The sequence below is a fragment of the Ferrimicrobium sp. genome (assembly GCF_027364955.1).
In the GTDB taxonomy this organism is placed as follows: Bacteria; Actinomycetota; Acidimicrobiia; order Acidimicrobiales; family Acidimicrobiaceae; genus Ferrimicrobium.
This window is the reverse complement of the sequence record NZ_DAHXOI010000004.1, coordinates 55,183-78,063: the sequence shown is the minus strand read 5'-3', so window position 1 is coordinate 78,063 and position 22,881 is coordinate 55,183. Positions and strand designations below refer to the sequence as shown.

Annotated in this window: 15 protein-coding genes; 8 read left to right on the top strand and 7 right to left on the bottom strand. The window is 57.8% G+C overall.

Features of this window, described 5'->3' with window-relative positions; all coding sequences use genetic code 11:
• Positions 1-36 precede the first annotated feature (36 nt).
• A complete protein-coding gene (locus M7Q83_RS04115; RefSeq protein ID WP_298335668.1) occupies positions 37-7,419 on the bottom strand; it encodes a fibronectin type III domain-containing protein in 7,383 nt (2,460 codons plus the stop codon).
• Between the two features lie 445 nt (positions 7,420-7,864).
• On the opposite strand from M7Q83_RS04115, the gene M7Q83_RS04110 reads away from it, so the two are divergent.
• Together M7Q83_RS04110 and M7Q83_RS04105 are read left to right on the top strand one after the other, a co-directional pair.
• A complete protein-coding gene (locus M7Q83_RS04110; RefSeq protein WP_298335666.1) occupies positions 7,865-8,539 on the top strand; it encodes a molybdopterin-dependent oxidoreductase in 675 nt (224 codons plus the stop codon).
• Positions 8,523-9,140, top strand: coding sequence for a cytochrome b/b6 domain-containing protein (locus M7Q83_RS04105; RefSeq protein ID WP_298335664.1), 618 nt, complete (start codon positions 8,523-8,525; stop codon positions 9,138-9,140). Before M7Q83_RS04110 ends, M7Q83_RS04105 begins: the two co-directional genes overlap by 17 nt.
• Before the next feature lie 68 nt (positions 9,141-9,208).
• Here the strand turns inward: M7Q83_RS04105 and M7Q83_RS04100 are convergent, their stop codons facing one another.
• Complete coding sequence (locus M7Q83_RS04100; RefSeq protein WP_298335662.1) at positions 9,209-9,463, bottom strand: hypothetical protein; 255 nt, start codon at positions 9,461-9,463, stop codon at positions 9,209-9,211.
• Positions 9,464-9,778: 315 nt separating this feature from the next.
• A complete protein-coding gene (locus tag M7Q83_RS04095) occupies positions 9,779-10,903 on the bottom strand; it encodes a L,D-transpeptidase family protein (protein ID WP_298335660.1) in 1,125 nt (374 codons plus the stop codon).
• Positions 10,904-11,034: 131 nt separating this feature from the next.
• Here M7Q83_RS04095 and M7Q83_RS04090 point away from each other — a divergent pair, with 131 nt between their 5' ends.
• Entirely contained in the window at positions 11,035-12,192 is a 1,158-nt protein-coding gene (locus M7Q83_RS04090) for a hypothetical protein (protein WP_298335658.1), read from the top strand.
• A gap of 108 nt (positions 12,193-12,300) precedes the next feature.
• Here the strand turns inward: M7Q83_RS04090 and M7Q83_RS04085 are convergent, their stop codons facing one another.
• The 3 genes from M7Q83_RS04085 to M7Q83_RS04075 all read right to left on the bottom strand — a co-directional run bounded on the left by M7Q83_RS04085 (position 12,301) and on the right by M7Q83_RS04075 (position 14,937).
• A complete protein-coding gene (locus tag M7Q83_RS04085; protein ID WP_298335656.1) occupies positions 12,301-14,064 on the bottom strand; it encodes a thiamine pyrophosphate-binding protein in 1,764 nt (587 codons plus the stop codon).
• A 98-nt stretch (positions 14,065-14,162) separates the two neighbouring features.
• Positions 14,163-14,642 (bottom strand): transcriptional repressor, encoded by a 480-nt coding sequence (locus M7Q83_RS04080; protein ID WP_298335654.1) that lies wholly within the window; start codon positions 14,640-14,642, stop codon positions 14,163-14,165.
• Positions 14,632-14,937 carry a hypothetical protein gene (locus M7Q83_RS04075; RefSeq protein ID WP_298335652.1) on the bottom strand — a complete coding sequence of 102 codons (306 nt, stop codon included), beginning with the start codon at positions 14,935-14,937 and terminating at the stop codon, positions 14,632-14,634. Before M7Q83_RS04075 ends, M7Q83_RS04080 begins: the two co-directional genes overlap by 11 nt.
• 498 nt (positions 14,938-15,435) lie before the next feature.
• Between M7Q83_RS04075 and M7Q83_RS04070 the strand changes: the two genes are divergently transcribed.
• Positions 15,436-16,401 carry an aldo/keto reductase gene (locus M7Q83_RS04070; protein ID WP_298335650.1) on the top strand — a complete coding sequence of 322 codons (966 nt, stop codon included), beginning with the start codon at positions 15,436-15,438 and terminating at the stop codon, positions 16,399-16,401.
• Positions 16,402-16,962: 561 nt separating this feature from the next.
• Positions 16,963-17,355: a DUF302 domain-containing protein gene (locus M7Q83_RS04065; RefSeq protein ID WP_298335648.1), complete on the top strand. Its 393-nt coding sequence runs from the start codon at positions 16,963-16,965 to the stop codon at positions 17,353-17,355.
• 293 nt (positions 17,356-17,648) lie between these two features.
• Here M7Q83_RS04065 and M7Q83_RS04060 read toward each other — a convergent pair whose 3' ends face one another.
• Positions 17,649-18,407 carry a class I SAM-dependent methyltransferase gene (locus M7Q83_RS04060; protein WP_298335646.1) on the bottom strand — a complete coding sequence of 253 codons (759 nt, stop codon included), beginning with the start codon at positions 18,405-18,407 and terminating at the stop codon, positions 17,649-17,651.
• A gap of 41 nt (positions 18,408-18,448) precedes the next feature.
• Here M7Q83_RS04060 and M7Q83_RS04055 point away from each other — a divergent pair, with 41 nt between their 5' ends.
• The 3 genes from M7Q83_RS04055 to M7Q83_RS04045 all read left to right on the top strand — a co-directional run bounded on the left by M7Q83_RS04055 (position 18,449) and on the right by M7Q83_RS04045 (position 22,812).
• Positions 18,449-19,816 carry an amidase family protein gene (locus tag M7Q83_RS04055; RefSeq protein ID WP_298335643.1) on the top strand — a complete coding sequence of 456 codons (1,368 nt, stop codon included), beginning with the start codon at positions 18,449-18,451 and terminating at the stop codon, positions 19,814-19,816.
• A gap of 182 nt (positions 19,817-19,998) precedes the next feature.
• On the top strand, positions 19,999-20,457 hold the full coding sequence (locus M7Q83_RS04050; RefSeq protein WP_298335641.1) for an SRPBCC family protein: 459 nt from the start codon (positions 19,999-20,001) through the stop codon (positions 20,455-20,457).
• A 27-nt stretch (positions 20,458-20,484) separates the two neighbouring features.
• Positions 20,485-22,812, top strand: coding sequence for a DEAD/DEAH box helicase (locus tag M7Q83_RS04045; protein ID WP_298335639.1), 2,328 nt, complete (start codon positions 20,485-20,487; stop codon positions 22,810-22,812).
• Positions 22,813-22,881: the final 69 nt, after the last annotated feature.

Sequence of the window (22,881 nt, the reverse complement as noted above, 5' to 3'; positions counted from 1 at the left end):
TTCTTCCCCTTAATGCCTGTAGCAGGAGTTCGTACCCTACGACGGGAAGACGAAGCCAGTCACCATTGGCTTGGCAAGCTTAAGGCTTGCATCTGAACCCTCGTACGGGGCCGAGCCAAAGTTGAAGACTCCACCGTCGGCGGCGAAGAGGTAGTACCCCTGTTTGCCATTCACCGTTGGCCCAAAGGCTCCGCCGATGATCGGGGCATTCAGCGGGTGATCTCCCGTCAGACCAGTAATACCGTAGGTGTAGGTGCTTCCCTGGAACTGGGCCGAACCAAGGTTGAAGACACCACCATCAGCGGCTATGAGTAGGTAACCCGTTCCCTCTGGATCAACCGCAATACCAACGATTGGCGCATTGAGTGGACGTGAACCAGTCAAGCCCGTCAGCCCCAACGAGTACGTGGTGCCATAGAGACCAGCTGACCCGAAGTTAAAGACTCCACCATCAGCGGCCACCAGGTACAGCCCGTTGCCATTAGGCAAAGCAGCAATGCCTACGATTGGCGCATTGAGTGGACGTGAACCAGTCAAGCCCGTGATGCCGTACTTCGAGACTCCGACATAGTCGGCCGCGTTACCAAAGGCGTAGATGTTACCCGTGTTTGTCGCAACCCAATAGCCACCACCATCTGGGGTCGAGGCCATGCCAATGACCTTGCCGGAGAGATTGGTGACGTTCCCGAAGGAGTGCGCCGAACCAAAGTCGTACACCGTGCCATTGGATGTCACCATCCAGTACCCGTTCGTACCTGCTGGGGCACCTCCGACAATGTCACTTGTCGCTATGTTCTCCCCAGGGAGCGAGTTGTCATACGGTGCGCCATGGTTGAAATACCCACCGTCCGCCGCTACCATCGCATACGGGACCGAGTCTACGACCGAAGATGAGGTCGAAGGGGTGACCGACAACGATGAAGTCGACGGTTCAACCACTGTAATGGTACGAGTGATCGTGGTCACCCCACCAGGACTAGTGCTCGGTGGAACCACTGCAGCAGGGGCCGTCGGAGTCGCATCCACCGTCGGATAGGCGCTCGCCACCGTCCCTGAGAGAGCTCGGACCTCGAACGAGTACTCAGTACCATTCGTTAGACCCGTCACGTCGGTGACAATCGGGTTCGTGCCGGTCTCCGTCGAGGGGACCTGGATCCAACCGCTGTCAAAGCCAACGTTTGTCGGACCATACTGGTACTCATAGCCGGTGATCGCGCTCGACGAATTCCCTTCAGTCGCCTGAGGGATCGAAAGCGAGACCGAGGCGTTCCCTGCCGTCGGAGTGACCACGAGATTCGTCACCTTCGGTGCCGCTGACTCTGGAATGACCGAGAGGGTGGTCGTTGGACCATTCCCGACTTCATTCATGGCATAGATGCTCACTGTATAGTCAGTCCCGTTGGTCAAGTTACTCAGACTCAAGCTCGTCGAGGTAGTCGTGCCACTATCGGCGACACCCGTACTCGTTGAAACGGTGTAGCTATAGCCGGTAATCGAAGTACCTCCATCAGCAGGCGCTGACCATCCCATGGAAAAGCCGTCGCTCACCGTCGTCAGCGAGCTCACTACGACTGACCCTGGAAGCCCGTAGGGAGTAGCAGTCGCGCTACCTTCGGTAAGGCTTCCATTCGCACCAGAGTTGTTGACAAAGCCGGCATAGGCCGTAACCGTGAAGGTGTAGCTATCCCCGTTGGTCAAACCCGTAACCGGGACGGTGTAGAGTCCACCCGAAGGTGTCGTCGTTGACGGAACGACCATGGTCTCGATGGTTCCTCCACTCGTATGGTAGCTGATCACATACTGCGGGTTGTACACAGTCGGTAGCGCGGTAAATCCTACATTGACGGTTCCGCTACGCACGGGTGTGGCACTGACAACCGTGGTCGGGGCGGTACTCGGGAACGGCGTATATGGAGTGAGGCTCGTTCCGGTGGTGGCCACGTCCGTTGCCTGGCCAGCCTGACCTATCTCACCATCCTGGTTGCCAAAGGCTACCCACACCTGATAAGACTCACCGTTCGTAAGGCCACTGAGCGTGTAGCTCCAGACCCCCTGCTGAGACACGGTGGGGTGCGCCACATTTACCACATGAACGATCCCATCGGATCCCTCGTAGTAGATTACAAGGCTCGTTGGCGTCGCCCCATTGTCTGTCAACGGAGCGTTGACCTGCAGAGAGATCTCATGGCTTCCTGGCGTAGCGTTGATCGCGCTGGGCGCCCCAAGACGGCCCACGACAGCTATGGAGTCCGTTTGCGAGCTCACCGAGTCATTGGCACCCGTATTCGCCGAAACATTCGCAAAGACGGTAGTCCCATCGGGGACATCCGCAAAGGTCTGGGAATAAATCTCACCGTTGAGACCCTGGAGCACTGCAGATATCGGAACGGTAACGGTCCCGATCGGACTCGGTGAGTTCCCCTGGATCCCGTTTAAGGAGTACAGCGTAATAGTATACGAGCTCACCTCAGCACTCCCAATCGTCGTTGGAGCAGTGAAGCTGACAGCGACGTCATGGGTCGTCGCCGGCGGAGTGATCGATGGGTACGTCGAACCTACTTGCGTGTTCGGCCCGACCTCGGCAATACTTGGCATCACCGGGCCAGAAGCGACGAACTCGGTCACCTCGTTCGGAGCTCCTTGAGCCTCGCCGTTCATGGCAAAGACCTCGACGGTGTACTCCTGGCCAGCCGTGGCCGCGAAGGCGTACGCGTTGGCATCATTGGTCGAGACAGGAGCTGCCCCATCGACACTCACTCGGTAGTCAGTAGCCCCAGAGACCCGGTTCCAGGTAACAAGAACCTGACCACCCGAGACTAGCGCGTGCAATCCAGTGACGGCGTTAGGAGCAACGACTGGGGTTGTTGCAGTATCAGCACCGAGCGTCGCGGCACTGGACCAGAAGTCATTCCCAGTCGTAGCGCTGACGACCTGGGCACGCACCGAGACCGTGTAGGGATCACCATCGGTCAGACCGCTGACCTGATAGCTGTCGGTTGAGACGTCAAAGGTCTGGGAACCCTTGGTCACGGTGTTTGTCAGGGTCACCTGATAGGCCGGAGGGCTACCAAGGGAGTTCCCCCCGAGTTCACTGCTCGTGGGCGCATCCCAGGACAGCGAGAGACCATTGGTGATGGGGGTCGAGGTTAAGTTCAGGGGCCCGGAGACCGTTCCGGCGGCTGGCGTAGCACCGACGATGGAAGGGCTTGAACTAAAGCCACTATTGTTAAGCGCCACCACCTCAAAGGAATAGGCGGTACCAGGAGTAAGGGAAGTGATGGTAGCAGCCAGATCACTAGTGGTGGTGGAACCAACCTTGGCGCCACCTGCGTACCAAGTCACCTGATAGCTCGTGACCGCACCTGAGGCAGTCTGGCTCGCAGAACTCGGTGCCTCCCAGGTCAGGCTTACAGCGGTAGAACCGATATCGGTCGGCTCAAGGTTCCTCACAGGATTCGGCGCCCCGTAGGCGACAAAGGGAGCGGCAAAGGTCGTACCTGACGCACCGGAAGAGGCCACTGGCGTGATCTCAACGAAGAGCGTCTGGCCCTCATAGCTTTGGGGAATCGAGAGATTTGCACTGTAAGTGCTACCTGACTCGCCCGCCTGCTCTGTGCCTACAACCAAATTGCCAAGGGCGTCCGAGACCGAGACCTGGTACTGTGTTGATCCCGGACCGGTGAAGCTCACCTTGACGTCGCCAGGCGCATAGTTGGTCACCGATGCGTTGCTCACCTCCGTTGAGTACGGAGTCGCTCCAGCGGGTGAGGTGCCTGGCATGCCAGCCACACCTGTACCACCAACTCCAGAGTAGGGAACCACCGTGGCACTGTAGAGATCCGCTGGATTAAGATCGGTCAGGGTGTCGGTATAGGTGGTCACCCCACCGGCGGTGGTTGACGCTAAGGCGCCTACCGCGACCGTCGTAGATCCAGCCGCGTACGAGCCTGCGGTGAGCTTGATCACAAAGCTCTCGGGCTTTGCGTACCCGTCACCGGCTTGCACCTGCCAGCTGATGTTAAGAGCGCCGGTCTCAGAGTCAGTAGCCTGCAGGTTCACATTCTCGACGGGAGCCGTCGCTAAGTTCTGTGCCTCAGCCTCATTTCCCGAGTAGACCGTCGGCCCATAGATGACCGCGCCATTGGCACCCTTCAAGAGGGTCGTAACACCAATCGAATAGGTATCTGCCTCGTTCAGGTCAGTGAAGAAAGTACTCGTGGTCGTCACTGTTACCGGAGCACCGACTGCAACGTTGGTTGTGGTGCCGTCCTTATACAGCTGGACCTGATACCCCGTTACGCTCAAGCCGCTGGTTGACCCTGCGCCAGGGGGTTCCCAGCTCGCGCTCATCGACGGCATAGAACTCGTCGACCCTGGGGAGAGCACAATGTTGGAAACACCGGTGCTCAGACCTTGGTTCATGGTCAGGTTTCCCGCCAAGGTGGCACTGGCACCTAGTGCATCGTTGGAGCCATTGACATAGACAGGCATCACCGTGATGCCGTAGGTATAGCTAGCGATCAACCCATCAACCAACACCGAGCAGTTACCCTGTGTGCAGTCGAAGGCGGCGACGTTCGAAGACGCTCCGGTGGTCCCAGAGGCAGGGAAGTACGCGGTAGCTGCGGGAACACCGTTGGTTCCTGTGGCGACCACATCATAGCCCTTGATGGTCCATCCTGGTGAGGTAGAGCCTGTCGGCGCTTCGAAGCTCAGGTTCGCCATCGTTGGATTACCGTTTTGATCATTCACAACAGTCGCCGCGATGTTGCTCACACCAGGCAGCTCAAGCGCGGAGTCGGTCACCGAATCCTGCTTGGGGGATGAGCTCACACTACCAACAGCGCTACCATTTAACGAGTAGCTCGCGATTACGGTGACGTTGAGGTTCTGGCCGACTCCAAAGAGTAGTGACTTACTCGAGCTCTGCAACGTCTCGCTAAACGTGCTCTTCGAGTTGGCAAAGGGTCCATAGGTGTAGCTCATCCCGGTCGCCTGATTCGATACCTTGATCGAGTAGGTTGCGCTGAGACCCGATGGGTTGGTAGCCTGAGGCGTCTGCCCCGCAACAGTGAGATCGAGTGAGCCACCCGTGCTCGAGAAGCCCAACGAGCTGATCGAGGGTTGTGGTAACGCCGCATAGGTAGTGGCAAGACCGGGCAACGTCGCTGATCCAACAAAGGTGCCAGAGGTGGCCTCGTAAAGTGGGTATCGCGCAAGGACGATGACTCCATACTCGGTTCCTGGTGTTAAGCCAGTCAGCGTTGTCGAGGTAACTCCTCCGTGGGCCCCTGGCGCAATCCCAACGACGGTCTTGAGGCTGCTCAGCGCCAGCACCGGGTTATTAGCGGTCGACGTGAGCGTATCCAGTGGAGCGTAGAGCAGCGTATAGGAGCTCGGAGTGATCGAACCGGTACCATCCGAGAGCGGAATCGACGGCGACGCATTCCAACTGACGTTTAAGGCGGGGGCGCCATTTGCGTACTCCGTCTCCATACTCGGAGCGGTGAGCGATAGGAGCGACTGAGTGGGCATATACAGCGAGTCACTCGCCGATGCACCAACGGTCGTCTGACTCGCCTCGGCGGTGTCAGTGTAATTGGCATAGACGAGGGCTTCGTAGGTGGTGGAACTTGCGAAACCACTCGTGATGCCTGCTGGGATGGCGAGGTTGTATGCCGTTGAGGTCGCGGAGGCACCGACATTGTTGTCGACCCAGTAGACCTGGCCATTGTTGTCAGGGTTCACGATCTCTACCGTGAAGCCATTCAACGCATAACCTGAGGGGACATCCTTCGTCGTTGGGCCAGTCCAGCTGACGGTCCCACCGAGATCCTGGGACATCGCAAAGACGACATTTTGTGGCCCAGGGAGCTGGGCTTGATTGGTGATCGTGATCGTTGAGGGGTTGGAGTTCGAGATCCCGACCTCGCTAGCGCCGTCGTAGAAGGTGGCCTCGACGGTTGCGGTGACGGTGTCACCGACGGCCATGGGGAACTCATTGGAACTCACGGAAAAGTCAAGACTCTGGCCCCAACCGAGGCTAACTGGCGTCTGGTAGTAACTATAAGTTCTAGAACCATCGGTGAGCACGATCTGGTACTGAGCATTGATCCCAGCAGCGCCTTGACTTGGCATAGCTGGAGTGTTAAAAGACCCGCTCACCTGCAAAGTGGAGGCACCGGTCTCAGCCGACGAGAGACTCGTCAGGGTCGGAGCACCCAGAGAGCTATTCGCGAGGAAGGTGCCGGTCTGTGGAGCGCCCGTGAAGGTACCATTGCCGTTCGACCAGATGACAGAGACCGAGTAGTTGTAGGTAAGCCCCTGGCTTACGTCAAAGGCGGCACTCTGGGTTGTATCACTACCGACGTAGGCTACCGTCTGGGTCGTTGGCGTACCAGCGGTAGAGGCATAGCTTACCTGGTACCCAACAGGCGTGTAGCCTTCCTCCTTGGCGGTCGTTGCCGCCACGCTGTCCCAACTGATCGTCTCCTGCGGGTTCGCAAAGGTGCTTTGATCTTTATAGGTGGGAGTGGCTGTCATACCCTGGACCTGGGGCAGTTGAGGAGTGAGATCCTTGGCCGACGGTAAGGTCGACACATAGGTCGTGGTCAATGGGACTGGGGCCGCGGTGGAGTCCGTCGTCGAGCTATAGTCGGCGCTCACCAGATAGCTGTACTCCTGCCCCGGGGTAAGGCCTGAGAAGTTGGTCGAATAGCTGCCTGTACCTTTAGGCGACACTGTGTTGGGCCCACCAACGACAGCACCACTTTTGTTAAGTACCGTCACTGTGAAACCGTCGAGCTTCGCACCCACATTTGAATCTGTATAGCCACTCTCCGGCCCTGAGAAGGAGACGACCGCATTAGCGAGCTGATCGGTGGCGTTAAGGGAGTACTGAGGGGGGACGGTAACCGATGGGTAATCCGTGGAGGCAAAGGCGCTGGTATTGACCGGCACAAGTGTTGCATTTGCGTTCAGCGTCCACACCGAGTTACCAAGATCGGTAAGCGCGGGGCTTGAAAGCGGTCCATTTGGTGGATACTGGATGAAATCGACAGTGGCCCCAGATTCAAGAGGGCCAGGCAGGGTTGCCACCGCCGAATCGGAACTGGGTGTGGTGACGAGGTCTACGACATAGGAAGTTCCCCCGCTTGGTGGGAAAACCTGAAGTGCATAACCTCCCACACCGGCCGGAGCTGGCGCCAGGGTCCCATTGGCCGTGACGGTGATCGTGTATAACGGGGTGGGGGTGGTAGTGGCGGTGTAGACCATCTTGGTGATTGCCGTAGCAGGGTTCGAAGTATTTTGTGCAAACGCCGGTGCCGCCCCGACTGCAACCACTCCAACGGTGGTCAGTCCTAGAGCCGCTCCTACGCGAAGTGCGGCCGATCCATGGTGCTTAAGTGAACGCTTCATCTGTTGTCATCCTTTCGACACGAGCTGGTCTCCCAGCCACTGCTTTTGGTCCTCTGGACCGATTTTGATAAGAAACCAAACTTTTCCTAAAGTTCCGAGCGGCTCATGTCGATGGCTCAATTGTTGAAAGAACATCGTCTTTACCGTGTGGAAACTTTTACCACAGGGTCTACTTGTGGTGTCCCCTGAAATCCCTCCCTGATACTACTTGCCCAATCGACCTTGAGCATCCGCTATCTTACTACCCCACTGAGGGTGCTGCGTCAGTTTTGCGATATTTTTCTCAAGTTCTGCGCTTTTAGTGCCGATAAAGGCCACAAACCTGCATATCCACCACATTTTGGCGTCCGGACCGCGACTTTACCACTCTCCCAAGTCGACCGGCCATGCGATCTGCTGAGAATACGGTTTACGCGTTACGCACAATCTCTGTAAGGCTAGTCCCATGGGATCACAACCACCTCAAAATACCCCGCCTCAGAATACCGGCAGACGTGTTGGGCGTCGAGTCTTTCTTTCCGTACTCGGTGCCGGAGTCGTCACTACGCTCTTTGGACACGATATCGCCCAAACCATCAGTGGTCTTGCCAACTCCGGTGGATTTAGTCTCGGCGGCTTCGAGATCTATACCGTGACTGGTTCGATCCCAGCCATCAAACCTGCCACTTATCGTCTCCGGATCGACGGACACATCGCACACCCCCTGGAGCTAACCTATGGAGACCTACGGTCGATGACCAACCACGAGGTCACCTTCACTTTTACCTGCGTGACAGGCTGGACCGTGCCCAATACCCACTGGCGAGGAGTGAGGCTCGCGGACCTGATCGAACAGGTGCGGCCTCACGCCGATGTCCACGGCCTTGAGTTCTACAGTGCAGACGGTGTCTACACCGATTCCCTCAGTCTCCACGAGGCACAACAGTCCAACGTGCTCCTCGCTATGGACCTCGATGGCAAACCCATCTCTGCCGACCATGGTGCCCCAGTCCGACTCCTGGTACCAGACATGTACGGCTATAAATCCGTGAAGTGGCTCAACAGAATTAGTTTTGTCTCTCATCAGGTACCGGGTTACTGGGAACAGCGGGGCTATCCAGTCAATGCCACCATCTCCTGAACGCCACGAAACAATTCGACCAGCTGGCAAGGGAGCACGTTTCGCAGCTTTCGAGAAGCTGATCCACTGGTTCATCGCGGCCGCCATGCTGACCTTGCTTGCCACTGGCTTGATCCTGTGGGTGCCCGCCCTCTCTGCGCACCTCCCACGACCACTCATCAACCGTATCCATATCGATACCGGTATCACCGCGACCATCGTCATGCTCCTCTCGTTGGTTGGACCATGGGGTAGCACCCTTCGTAAAGATCTCCATGAACTGATGATCGCGCCGATCGATCAACTTAACTCCTGGACAGGGGTTATCGGCGATTGGCTGCATCAGGCCGCGCCGTCCAAAGAGGGTGACCGACCGGAGAAGTTCAACGTTGGGCAACGCCTCTTTACTGCAGCGATAGGTGCACTTGCGGTTCTCGCGGTTCTCACAGGATTTGCCCTGCGCACACCCGGCCGGATCCCATTATCCATCCAAGGGGGTGCTGAGTTCACGCACGAGATCGTCTTCTTCATTATCGCGATATTGGTGATCGGCCACATCATCAAAGCGCTCATGAGCCTCCGAAAAAACCAGCGCATCAAAGCCAACCGTCGACAACGGTAACGCTTCGCCATAGCGAGGGGGTCCCCAATCACACGACTCGTCCCCCGCTAATGGCGGCGTTACCACAATCAGCGGACAAGCACCTCGATCACACAGAAGTAGCCGCCTGTCTTGTTGAAATCTCGTTCACTCAACAGCATCGGCAGTGACCTCTCGTCCCCTGTCTCCAATGCATTGCGACACCAACGCCAATAGGCTTGCCACCGCCGTTGGTATCGACTCTGGCGCCATGCACCACTCTGGCCGCGCGCACTCTGGCTCCATGCACTCTGGCTGGGCGCAGAGAAACTCAACCCGTAGAGCACCACAGCGAGTCCGATCACCTCCACTGCTTGGGGTTGGACTCAGCCATATCTGGACAAGTCCCCTTTTAGGCGAGTCACCTTTTGGGCAAGTCACCTCTGGTACGATGGCGATCACCACTCATCGATGCGTTGATGACACCCATTTTTATGCACAGCAAACCCAAAGGTTTCGTCCTGTCTCACAGGCTTGGGCACACCTTCACCACCAACCATATCCGGACCTCTTGCCGAGGACAACCAGTGATCGGGGTAGGCCAAGCACCCCAGGAGCCTCAGATTTCAATCCTCTACTGGCCCACATCCAGCCAGGAGCGAACCTAGATCTCTGCAGTCTTAGAGGACGGTCACCATCGTCCCGATGTGCAACATCGGATACACCACAGCTGCCGTGGGAATCGGGAGTTCCACGCAGCCATCGCTCTGTGGGAAACCATAGGCCGCACGAGGATAACCATGAACAGCGACTGACCCGTGGAAATAGTTGATCCAGTGGACGAGCACGTGGTAATGGGTGCCATTCAAGTTTGTACCGCTCATGTAACCTTGCTTCTCGCGCAAGAAGATCGGCCAAGTTCCAGCATGGGTGTCATCTGCACCCGCTCCCGTGTTACAGATGCTGGTCAACACAACCTTGCCATCGATCCAGACCTTGAGAGTCTCAGGTAGTGGGGACTTGGCGACATAGACATATGAGTAGGGGTTCGGATCCAACTGATGTTGGGCGGCCGCAGCCAGTAGCGCCGACCATACCGCCGCCGAGGGCTCCCCGTTAATCGGCAAATTGCTGACGTTTTCAAAGGCCATGATTGCGGCCTGGGTCGCTACCCCCCACGAGCCAGGGTAAAACGTCGCCTGCAACGACGACGGCTCATCGGACCAACGCAGATTGAAGTTGCCTTTTTGGACGAGGGCCAGATCAGCGTTGGATGCGAGTCGACTGGAGGGTTTGAAGCTATAGGGCAGATAATTCAGCTGGGCGAGCAACTGCTGCATGCGCAACAAAGACCCTTGAGCGATCGAGAAGGAGACCTGCTCAGGATTCTGCATTCGCTGACCAGAGGTAGCGAGAATTCCCGTTGGCCCTCCAGGGATAGTGACACTCTCCGTGCCTCCCGGGGTGTAGCTTCCATCAGGAACAAACTCAATAGTGGTTGGATTCTCTAAGAACCAGGAGCCGGCAACCGGAGGACTCAAGGTAGGCATTGGGGTATGTGAACTGATCGAGGTCGAGAAACCGATCGTAATCGGTTGGTTAGGACGCACCTTTGTGGCTCCGGGGCCCGGTGACACCGAGGCGACAACCACATTTGCGCTGTTGCCTGAGCTGGCAGAATCATTCGAGGTGAGGCTCGCAGACGAGGAGCCATGGAGACTGGGTACCACCACAATACCGACAGCCACTAGGAGCACCACCAGGACGCCGACACCAAGAAGCATTATTTTTTTGGAGAAATCCACCTACATCACCCTTCCTCCAGTATAGCAATGCAGCTGAAGGTAGTCTGAACGATCGCCGCCGATCTCGACACGCACCCAACCTCATTTGGCACATTCGCCTGATCGGATACGTGGTTTGCTACGATAGTTGGGTGCATCAAGCCACAACTTCAGGCTCCACGAGGGCTCCCCGCGTCGCTGCACTGACCATTTTTCTTGCCTACTTGCTCTACCTCACCGAACGCACCATCGTCGTCGCCAAGGGCAACATCTCGAGCTTGGCCCTGATCGGAACGACTTTTGCGGATCGTAAGCAACTACCCTCCTACCTCTACCAGCATCAGGGGAACGGCTACGACGGCCAGTTCTTTCTCCGACTCGCCCTTGACCCGTTCGACCTACGGATGCACGCCTTTGGCATCACCATGAATGGAGCCTTTCGCGACCAGCGAATCGTCTATCCCTTCCTCGCCTGGGCTCTGGCGTTCGGTCATGATCACTGGGTTCCCTTCACCTTGGTCATCGTCAACCTCTTGGCGGTTACTGCCATCGCCTACCTCGGCGCAAAGCTCGCACACGACACCGCTCATCCTGCGATGGTCGGTCTCCTTCTGGGGGGCTACTTCGGCTACACCATGAGCACCGGACGTGATCTCACAGAGCCTACCGCGGCGGCCTTCTTATTGCTAGCTATGTACCTCTTTGAACACGACCACCCCGCATTCGCAGGCATCTCCTTTGCACTCGCTGGCCTCGCGATTGAGACTGAATTGATCATGCCCATCGCCATCGGCCTGATCTGGCTGATCGTGCTCGTGCGTAAGCGACGATCGGCCTTCAATCCTCTCGTCTTTCTCATTCCGGGTCTGGTCGCACTCGCCTTCCAGGGGCTCCTCCGCATCCTGCTCGGCAAAGTCGCCCTCAGCGGTGATATCCGCGGCAACATCGGCATCCCGATCTACTCCGTCATCGTTGGAGTCATTCACCATACCCACAAGATCAACCTCACCAACCTGATCTGGTTTGGGCAACTCGTGATCATTTGCCTCTTTGTGGTCCTGGCAGCGATGAACCTGAAGAGTCCAGACGTCCCTCAGTACCTGAAAGTGACCTGGGCCATGATGCTCGTCCTCACCCTGTCACTCTCGGGTGAGATCTGGAATCATTCCTCCTACTTCAGAGCAACCGATATCCTCTGGCTCACTTCGGTGTTGATCTGGAGCCGTTCGCGCCCCACCCAATGGTGGCCAGCCTATCTGGGCTACATCGCGACCTTTGTGTCGGTCGCCCCATTGCTCCTGTTCTTCTAATCGTTGCACACAACCAAAGGCTGCATCGCACCTCACAACCAGTGATGAATCCGGCGATCCGAGTCCCCTTGGCACGCGTTCTGGTCCCAAACGTCAGCACAAAATCTGCTACGGCTCCGTAGCGATCTCTGCAACCACGATGAAGGGTCGATGCTCTCTGCTGCGCCGTTCCAGCGCTGCGGCAAGTTCATCTGCTGTGGTGGCTCGCTCACCATCCACCCCGAAGGCTGCCGCTAACGCGATGTAGTCAATCAATGGATCCTCAAAGGTTGTGAGCTGGGTAGCGACGGGCTTGATGTCACGGGCCATCATCTCCATCCGCAGGATCCGATAACCACCGTTAGCCGCGATCACGATTCCGATGTCGAGCCCAAGATGGGCCATGCTCCAAAGCGCCTGAGGTGAATAGAGTGCCCCTCCATCGGCCACGAGGGCGCGCACGCGCCGTTGAGTGGCGATGGCAGCCCCAAGTGCCAACCCCAGACCTCCACCGATAGCGCCACCAGGATGGCCCACGTACCAATGGGGTGGAGCGTCTCCACTATGGGTAAACATCGGACCTGAACTCGTCCGACCCTCATCGATCACGACATCACCACTTCGCAATGAGCGAGCAAAAATCAACCCCAAGGTCTCAACGGTCAAGGCCCCCTCGGCCGCTGCCGGCCCCACCTTGTTCGGCTCCGACCCATGCGACCTTGACGAGAGCTCACCGTCGGTGAAGCGCTGTTCCAGGATCACCCCTACAGCGTCACCGACAACCTGCATCTGGACTCGTGGAGTAGCGAGTGCATCGCTAGCGGTCGCGTCTGGGACAGTACGGCGCCCTATAGCGTCGTCACCATGCTCAGTGTCGGCGACACCGAGAGATTGTGCCCAGTTTGCAAGCGTCGCTTCCGCCGGAGCACCCGGCAGCACAAGCGCAACGACCGGAGTCTGATCCTCGATGAGCTGGGGTCGTCGATGTTCCTCGGCAAAATAGGCGATTGGCTCCTGCGCTCCGACCAGGATCACCATGGTCGGTTTTCCAATCAGGGTCCGTGCCTGATCGGGGAAGTACGGTAGTTTAGGGATGAATGGCACATGCCTCCCTCGCTCCATCAACGCCGGGAAGACCTCCGCATAAACCCGACCGCCGAGGTGATCTGCAATCCTCCGAGCCCACCGCTGGCCAGTCGCATTGAGTGCACTCGACCCCAAGAGCAGAACTGGGTTCACACCTACCTGTTGGGCGGTGAGTGCGAGAGGGGCACGCTCCTCCTCTGTGCCCTCAGACCCAACGGTATCTCTGGGTTTGGCAGGCGCTGGCATCGTCTGGGATGCTCTGCCTGCAAGACCTATCTCGTCATCACGACGGTCTGGCCAGCTCGGTCCCTCACCATCGCTCGCCATGACGTCTTGAGGGGCGATGATGCCGACGGGGCCACGGAGCGATCTCGCGAGTTCTCCAGCGTGCTTGGTGACAAGTCCAACGGTCCGAGGATGATCAGCGACTACAAGTGCGACGCAGAACGGTGCCATGATCGCAACGAGGTCAGTGTTGAGTGGTGCATCAACAGCCAAGTGTGCCTTGGGATGTTCCCCGACGATCACGATCATCGGACTGCGGGCATGCTTCGCATCATGGACGAATGCTGCCCCGTTGGAGAACCCAGGACCCAGGTGCAAAAGCACAGCACCAAGTCCGTGAAACCGCGCATAACCATCCGCTGCTGCGGTGGCGACAAGCTCCTGTGGAACCAGCACTGGCTCGATCTGGTGGCGATCTTCGAGGGCTCTGAGAAGTTCGAGCTCTGTCGTGCCAGGGTTCATAAATATATGGGAGATACCCTGTTCCTCAAGCGAGGCGACGAGTCTGTCAGCCCCGCGCACCGCCACCACCGTTCACGACGACGTTGACCAATTCCACACCAGTTCTTCTACCATCGTGGCTCACGTTGATCTCATTGCTCCCCTCAATGTGATGGCTCTCACTTGGACCGGTCAACAACACAGACCTCCAGGTGTGCTCCTGAGCTGGTGTTCTGGCTTTCTTGACGGCATTCATTGCAGACGCCATAGACATCGACTTGGTGATAGAGAGCCTCGCCAGGCATCGCTGTCTCGTCGAGCTCCGCACCCGGTGTCACCTCATATCCGATCACCCGTTGACAGCTCAAGCAATGAAAGTGATGATGATGTGGTGCAAACGGCGGCAGAAGTTCGTAGCCGACATCACCGCTCAAGGAGATTGCTTGTACGATCTGCGCCGCCACAAAGGCATCGATGGTGCGATACAGCGTTGGAGGGTGAATCCCTTCATTGGTGAGTTCAGCCAACAGATATGACCGGGTAACAGGATGCTCCTGGCGCAATAACGCCTCAAACACTCGCTGGCGCTCTCTCGTGATCTTGAAACCCTGACGGTGGCACTTCTCCTCAAAGGCCTGTTGCAGACGATCAGCCACCATCAAGAGCTTCACCTTCGGTACTCGCTTTACTGATCACCACAACACCTCTCTTGGCCCAGGCAATGGGCATCCCTGCGGGTCCATCAGGTCTTCGCCGCAACGGTATCCAACTCGGTGACCGAACCACAAAAATCAGTACCCTCCATAGTACCCCCGTCGGCGCTATCGCCGAATCAAGACCTCCGACTGTTAACCCAGATGGGGGCCACGGTCGATGGTGACCCCATGCATTGACCTTCTCTGTCTTGCCATCGTTCTCCCCTGGTGCAACAGCCCAGACACTCTCACCTGTCACCCCGATTCATCTCGCAGCACCGCTACAACGCCATCCGACCGTTACGGCGCCAATCGGTTGGGCACACTAGAGCACGGTCCTCCTTCGCACTACGTCGCGTCGTTATTCTGGAACAAGTTTGTTTTGGAACAAGTTGAGTAGCGATCATGACACCAAAGCATGTTTAGACCGCTGGGAACCACCTATCGACGCGCGGTTGACACCTCTCCCACCCAGTCTCGGTTGCGACCGCCGGAAACCACCACGACACTAGATCCTGCACCCGCACAGCGACTGAGGACTGAACGATTCCACACAAAGGTGAAAACTTGTGGTCAGGCACGGTGCGGCTCAAACCGCCGGCGATGAGTCTGGACGCCCAGGGTGTCCAAGGACGACGATAGTTCAGCCTCTTCTCAAGCCCTTCCGCCCTCGCGCATGCCACTGCACAATGGACCGAAACCAGTTCCTGAAGATAGGCCGGATAGAATGGAGTCCCAAACAAACGAAAGGTATATCGTGAATTATCGACGTCTAGGCCGTGCAGGAATCAAGGTTTCAGAACTCTCGTTCGGTTCATGGGTCACTTTTGGCCCACAGATTGGAGTAGGCGAAGCAACAGAGATACTCGGTTACGCGTACGAACAGGGTATCAACTTCTTCGACAACGCCGAAGCCTACTCAAGTGGCGAGTCCGAACGAATCATGGGAGCCGCCATCGCGCAACTCGGCTGGCCACGACACAGCTACCTTGTCTCGTCAAAATTCTACTGGGGCATCCATGACACCGTCAACGCCAAGTTCACCCTCAACCGCAAGTACCTCATCGAAGCCGTGAATGCATCTCTCGAACGATTCGGCCTCGATCACCTCGACCTGATCTACTGCCACCGTCCCGACGCTGAGACACCCATTGAGGAGACCGTCTTTGCCATGCATGAGCTCGTCTCCGAACATAAGGCTCACTACTGGGGCACATCCGAGTGGTCGGCTGACGAGATCCGTGCAGCGATCGCGGTAGCACGACAACATCATCTCCATGCACCAGTTGTCGAACAACCCCAATACAACATGCTTGAGCGGACCAAAGTAGAGGTCGAGTACAAGCGTCTCCTCGACGAGGAGGGCATCGGCCTTACCACCTGGAGTCCTCTGGCCTCAGGTCTTTTGACGGGAAAATATGCGAACGGTATTCCCGCAGGTTCACGCGCATCGTTGCCGGGCTACGAGTGGCTCCGGGAGATGCTGACCGACCCAAAGAGCGCTGCCATGGTCAAACAACTCGAACCGATTGCCAAGCGACTCGATGTCACCCTCTCCCAACTCGCTATCGGCTGGTGTCTGGCAAACCCGCAGGTTTCCACCGTGATCCTCGGCGCATCGAACCAGGCACAGCTCAAGGAGAACCTGGGTGCTCAGGCAGCCTACGAACGGCTCACGCCTGAGATCCTCACCGATATCCGTACCATCCTCGAGGCTCAGTAAGCTAGGGAGCCTCGACTAACAGCGCAACGCTGCTTGTGCGGACGATACGAGCCGCACTTGCAGCGCTTTGCACAGGAATCAACACATCACTTGCTGCAGGCAGGCCCGTTCGCCAACCGATGGGTTGGCTGCGCCGCGCCGTGCACCCGATGAAGGCCGTCCACTCGATCAAGGCCGTGCACCCGATGAAGACTGCCAATCGAGGATCACACTTCCCTAACCTTGTCGCTCATCCTTGCCAATGATTCATCCTTGCCAACAAGCAGCAGCGGTGAATCGTCCTCGTCAACTTGCACCATGTACACGTCGGGCGATTTGCTCACACTGTGGTGGGGACGACGAGAAACTCCGACACTGCGCGATGCGGGGGTTTCGCGGGTAGTTGTACTTGGACTATGACAACGGTGTACACACGCTCCTCAGCGTGACCATCGTCGCAAAAACAGGACGTGTTAGATGCATCACGTCACCCGATTCCAGTTCGAACAACCCAAGATCGAACGTGCATGAATCATCGCTGACCAAACTGATTCGCCCTCTCTTGCACTAACGTTATTGACTATGGCCAAATTTGTCGCCAGTACCAGCATGTCGGTCTCTGCGGCCGTCGCCGAGATTACCGGCGCGATGGAATCGGCGGGCATGATGCTCTTTGCAACCATTGACCATGGTGAAAATGCGGTCAACGTCGGCCTCGACCTACCCGCCACCGTCGTCATCACGACTGGCAATCCAAAAGTTGGCACCGACCTGATCAGCAGCTATCCTGATCTTGCGTTAGAGTTACCACCAAGACTGCTGGTCCGCGAAACACCGCAAGGCACTGAGGTGTGGTTGGCGAGCGTCGTCGAAAGTCTCGCGCGATTGGCGGGAGCTCCAAGCGATCCCGCTGCCGAGAAGATTGACGGTCGCCTGTCAAGTATCGTCGCTACCGCCCTCCACCTCGATTCTTAACGCTCTCGGACTCGTTGATCCAGAACGACAAACTCTTCGATCCTCTCGGGATCGTGTTCCTGTCGTGTCGGAGCTTGGAGGCGAAGTGGAGCTGTGGCTTGACCATATTCGATACCGGCATCAGAAACTCACAAGGCACGATGCGCCTCGAACGTCTCCCCCGAATACGATCGCAGCCCGCATGCTGCACTCCCCAACCTGTGCGTAGCCAAGACAACGCTGATAACGGGGTGTTCAGTTTGGCAGCAAGAGACCGCCGACATCAAGGCTGTCCTTACCCAACCGTCAAGGTATCAGCAACGAATCGCCAGGTACCCAAGGGTCAGGTACTCCACCTCAACCGTTGCATCGCCAAGACAAGCACCCAGTCGGTCCAGCACGTGGTCACGGTCCTCAGAGCTCAGCGCGAGCACCTCGGACATGGTTGACATCAGTGCTACAAAATCACCGGGCTCGTAGGTCAGCGAGGAGACAAAATGCAGAGCTTCTGGAGGGGCAAATCCAAGATCCCCCTGCAGCAAACGTGCGAGGTTGCCGATCGTTGCCGTTAGGTCGGGGCGACGAAACAGTACTGGCAATCGGTGACTTGTCTCCTGGAAGATGACAGCGAGCTCCCTAGCTAGCTGAGCGTCGGTAATGGTACCCACATTCCACCACGCGGCGAACACACCATTGCGGCTGAGGAGGCGCCGGACTCGTCGGAGGGCTAAGGGACCTGCGAACCAATGCCAAGCCTGCGCACAGACAACGCCATCGAATGCTCGGCGTGGCCCTCGATAGTGTTCGAAGTCATTGGTCACCACGTCAACCTCACCGGCACTACGTGCAATCAGCTGACGGGCCATGTCGCCATCTGGTTCAAGAGCGGTTACCCGCAGGCCACGACGCAATAGCTCGCGTGTTGCGATACCGGTGCCAGCGCCAACGTCGAGAACCGAGCCTCCCGCAGGAATGGCTTGCGCAAGCATCTCAAACAGCGCGTCGGGATACCCTGGACGCACCCGATCATAAGTCGCTGCTGTTACCCCGAATTGCCTTCCAAAGCTGGTCACCGGATCACTTTAGCGCAGCAGCAGTTGCTAAGGTGAACCAGGTGAACGAACTTCGTACCATCCAGGATTTCTTGAACCGTCCCGATAGCACGAACTGGGGATCTGAGCTGATCGACGCACTAGCGGGCCGCCAACAGAACGACGGGCTCTGCGCACTCATCAGTCTTGCAGATCCGGACCAGACCTTTGCCCGCACTGGAGTCTTGGCAGGGCTCCCAATACTGGTCAAAGACAATATCGACACCAAGGACCTTCCCACCACCGTTGGCTCCTTGGCCCTTTCGCTGGATCCACCGCGCCGCGATGCCACTGTGATCGCCAAACTGCGGGCCGCAGGAGCAAACATCGTCGGCAAGACCAACCTCTCAGAATGGGCTAACTTCCGAGGTTTCGCCTCGGTATCGGGATGGAGCGGTCGCGGCGGCATCACTCGCAACCCTTACGATCTAGCACGATCCACCGGAGGGTCAAGTTCAGGCTCCGCCGTCGCCGTCGCTGCGGGATATGTGCCTGTCGCCATTGGCACAGAGACTGACGGTTCCATCCTCTGTCCTGCCGCCATGAATGGTGTGGTCGGCTACAAATCGACGGCGGGTGCCATCGACCGAGCCGGCGTGGCTCCACTCTCACGAAGCCAAGATTCGGTAGGCATCTTCGCCAATCGCGTCGCCGACGCTCGTCAGATCGCTCACCTGATCGTCGATCCACCCCACCAAGCACTCCGGCCGAACTTCGTCATCGTCGACTCGATGCTCGCCCAATACAATCCAAAGGTCCTCGCCAATTTCGAAGAAGTCATCGCTCTCCTCATCAAGAATGGGTATGCCATCTCGAGACTCAGCGCCGTTGGGGAAGGAACGCTGGAACCTGATGAGGATGCAGAGCTGATCGTCCTCGCGTACGAAATGACCGAGGATCTCGACCGATACCTTCGGGACCGCCATGACCCACTCACCAAGTCTCTCGCCGAACTCATCGCCTTCAATGCTGCCCACCCTGCAGAAGAACTCACCCTCTTCGGTCAGGAACTCCTCACCATGGGACTGTCGCATCCATGGGACGAGGCCACCTATCACCAGGCGTTAACCACCAACCGAGAACAGACGCGTATGGGGCTGCGGGCAGCCATGAGCACAGCAGATGCCGACATCATCCTGGCACCGACGATGGGGGCGGCCTGGCTCATCGACACCATCAACGGTGATCCCCCCATCCCTGGATCTTGGTCTGCCGCCGCGGTGGCGGGTTACCCATCACTGACGCTCCCCATCGGCCTTCTCGGCCACCTACCGATTGGCATGACGATGATCAGCCAAGCTCACACCGATCTGGCGCTGCTTGCGCAGGCGCAAGCCATCCAAGAGACTCTCGAGCGCGATCGAGAGGTGATCGCTCCTCCCTCACCCTAAGTCAATGCCCCATCGGCTACAACATGGACTTAGCGGGATCCTGCGACACGAGGCCCCAACGAGCAGCGTCTTTGGCTGAACACCGTCTTTGGCTGACAACGGGGCCAAACGACACGTTGGCGGAACACGGGCCAAACGACACTCCGCCGGAAGGATTGTTCCCCCGCGCGGTTGTAACGAGCATGACTAGCATCAACGTCGTCCGCAGCCTCTCGGTTCCCCTTTCCGTCGCATGGGAGGAGCTTGCCGCCATCGACCACCATGTCGAATGGATGGCTGATGCCGTTCGTATCGACTTTGTGACCGACCAGCATCAAGGAGCAGGCACGCGATTCACCTGTCTCACCAAAGTTGGGCCGCTTAAGACTAACGACCTAATGGAGATCACGCGTTGGGATGAGGGGCGCGCCATTGGGGTGCACCACAAAGGTCTGATCACTGGCGAAGGTCTCTTAGAACTTCGCGAAGCCACCAACACAACCTGTCTACTCTCCTGGAACGAAACCCTCCACTTTCCTAAAGCGATTGGTGGGGCCCTTACGGCCAACCTCGCCCAACCAATTCTCACCAAAATTTGGAGAGGCAATCTGCAGAGATTCGAGCAGTCGGCCATTCGACGGCTAGAATCGAAGAAGCCATGATCAAAGCCAAGCGACGACCCAGAGACTTTGCCCAGCGATCTTGAGGCGCGTTTTCGAGCGCTCTCGCACCGAGCGCCCGTCGCGTCGGAGCGTTCAGTCGATGGTGGCGTCTCCTCAATGGCCGACCTTCTTGAGCGCGCTGGCTTTTATCAAGGTCAGATTGTCCAGACGATCGTCATCCCGGCCCGCGATGCGCGTTTTCTCGAACCCACAACCCCACTCTCAGCGCAGACCAAACGCATCGCCGATACATTAGGGGGCCAGCTCTATACGCACCAGGCGCTTGTCTACGACCACGTCCAACTCGGCACCAACGTGGTACTTGCAACACCAACCGCATCAGGCAAAACCCTCGCCTTCGTGTTGCCGACACTTGAGCGGCTCCTCCGGGACCCACAGGCGACCGCTCTCTTTCTCTACCCCACAAAGGCGCTCGCCTACGACCAACTCGAGCGCCTACAGGAGCTCGACCGGAGCCTTAGTGGATCACTTCGCCCTGCCGTCTACGATGGCGACACACCAACCAGCGAACGGGCAAAGATTCGAGCAAATGCTCGCATCATTATCTCAAATCCACATGGTCTGCATCTTTACCTTGGCTGGCATGCAAGTTGGGAATCGTTCCTGGCCAATCTCAGCGTCGTGGTGATCGACGAGGCTCACCACTACGTCGGCAGCCTTGGCGCCTCGTTCGGGGGCCTACTGTGGCGTCTGCAACGGCTGACAGCTCACTATGGTGCCCGACCAGTGCTCATCGCGGCCTCTGGGACGATCGCCAATCCGCAAGAACACCTCGAGACGCTGACCGGGCTGCCCTTCGTCGTGGTGGATCAAAGTGGCGCCAGCCAATCAGCACGCACGATCCTCTTCTGGGACTGTACCCGGGACCCCAAAACTCCTCCCTCAACGCAGGCCGCCTACCTCACGCGTCATCTCGTCCGCATGCGTCGCTCCGTCGTCGTCTTTTCCAACACTCGTGCCCAGGCGGAGTACGTCGCGATGGCAGGTTCCGATCGAAGCCATCGCATCTTGCCCTACCGGTCTGGCTACTCCCCGGAGATGCGCCGTCGAGTCGAACATGAACTACGTTCGGGTGCAATCCGCGGCGTCTCAGCCACCAGCGCGCTCGAACTTGGTGTCGATATCGGTTCCCTCGATACTGTCGTACTCAATGGTTACCCAGGTTCGATCTCATCCCTTTGGCAGCGCCTTGGCCGGGCTGGCAGGACCAACCTTGAGGCTCTCGGCATCGTGATGGTTGGCGGGGATCCGATCTCTCGTTCGCTCCTCGCCAACGCCAGCGAACTCCTTGAGCGCAGCCCAGAACATGCCATCGCCGCCTCTGACGACACCGACATCCTCACCCGTCATCTCCTCCTCGCCGCTGCCGAGCTCCCCCTGAGCGAGGAATCAGTGACTGATGGACCTGGGGCCAGAGCCGCTCTTGCCGATCTTTTGGGTCGTGACCTTCTGATCCGAGACGGAGCTCACTATCTCTCCACTCGACAGCGCCCCCACCTCTCCACTCCATTCATGGAGCGAGAGGCAAGCTACGAAATCCACTTTCAAGGCACACGCGATCATCGAACCGTGGAACGCATATCGATCCGCCAGGCACTTCGTGAAGCGCACAAGGGAGCTGTCTTCCTACACTTTGGCACCCCATTTCGAGTGCAACGCGTCGATGCCGAACATCGACAGATCTTTTGCATTCCTGAGACCGATGGCCATCATACGCAGCCAACGCTGTTTCGATCGCTCTCTCAAGGAAGAACGCTTGAGCGCCTCGAGCCCCATCCACTACTCGCAATGGAACGTATCGAAGCGCTCGTCGTAGAGCAGGTGACTGGGTACAAGGAGTTTGACCACCAATCACGTCAGGTGGCCAAACGCAAGGTCGCCAGCCCCGTCATCTCAAGCCCGGCCGAAGCCGTCGTGATCGCCTGTGCCGACCCCATCTACCTCGGTATCGAACCTGAGGAATTCTTCGCCGCACTCCATGCGCTTGAACACGCGCTCACCAAAGTACTACCCCTGTTGACCAACGGAGGTACCTCTGATCTGGCGAGCCTCACCCTCCGCAACGGCGACGAACCGTCGATAGTGATCTACTACCTTACCAAGTCGCATCCATCCGCGATGATCACCAAAGTCATGGAACATCTCGGCGAAGCCCTCCATCTCGCCGAGCGCATGATCACCGAATGTTCCTGCGCCAACGGATGCGCCTTCTGTGTCCTTGACCCCCGGTGTGACGACGAGGTGATCGACAAAGACGCCGCAATCAGCCTCTCTGGATCCCTCCAAAAACTACTTCACCATCCCGAGCCACCTACGCAGGGCAACGACGACTGAGCTATCTTTTGCGAAGCAGCGTCACAAGCGCTGCCCAGAGATATCAGTGATCTGTACCTTGCTCCCCTA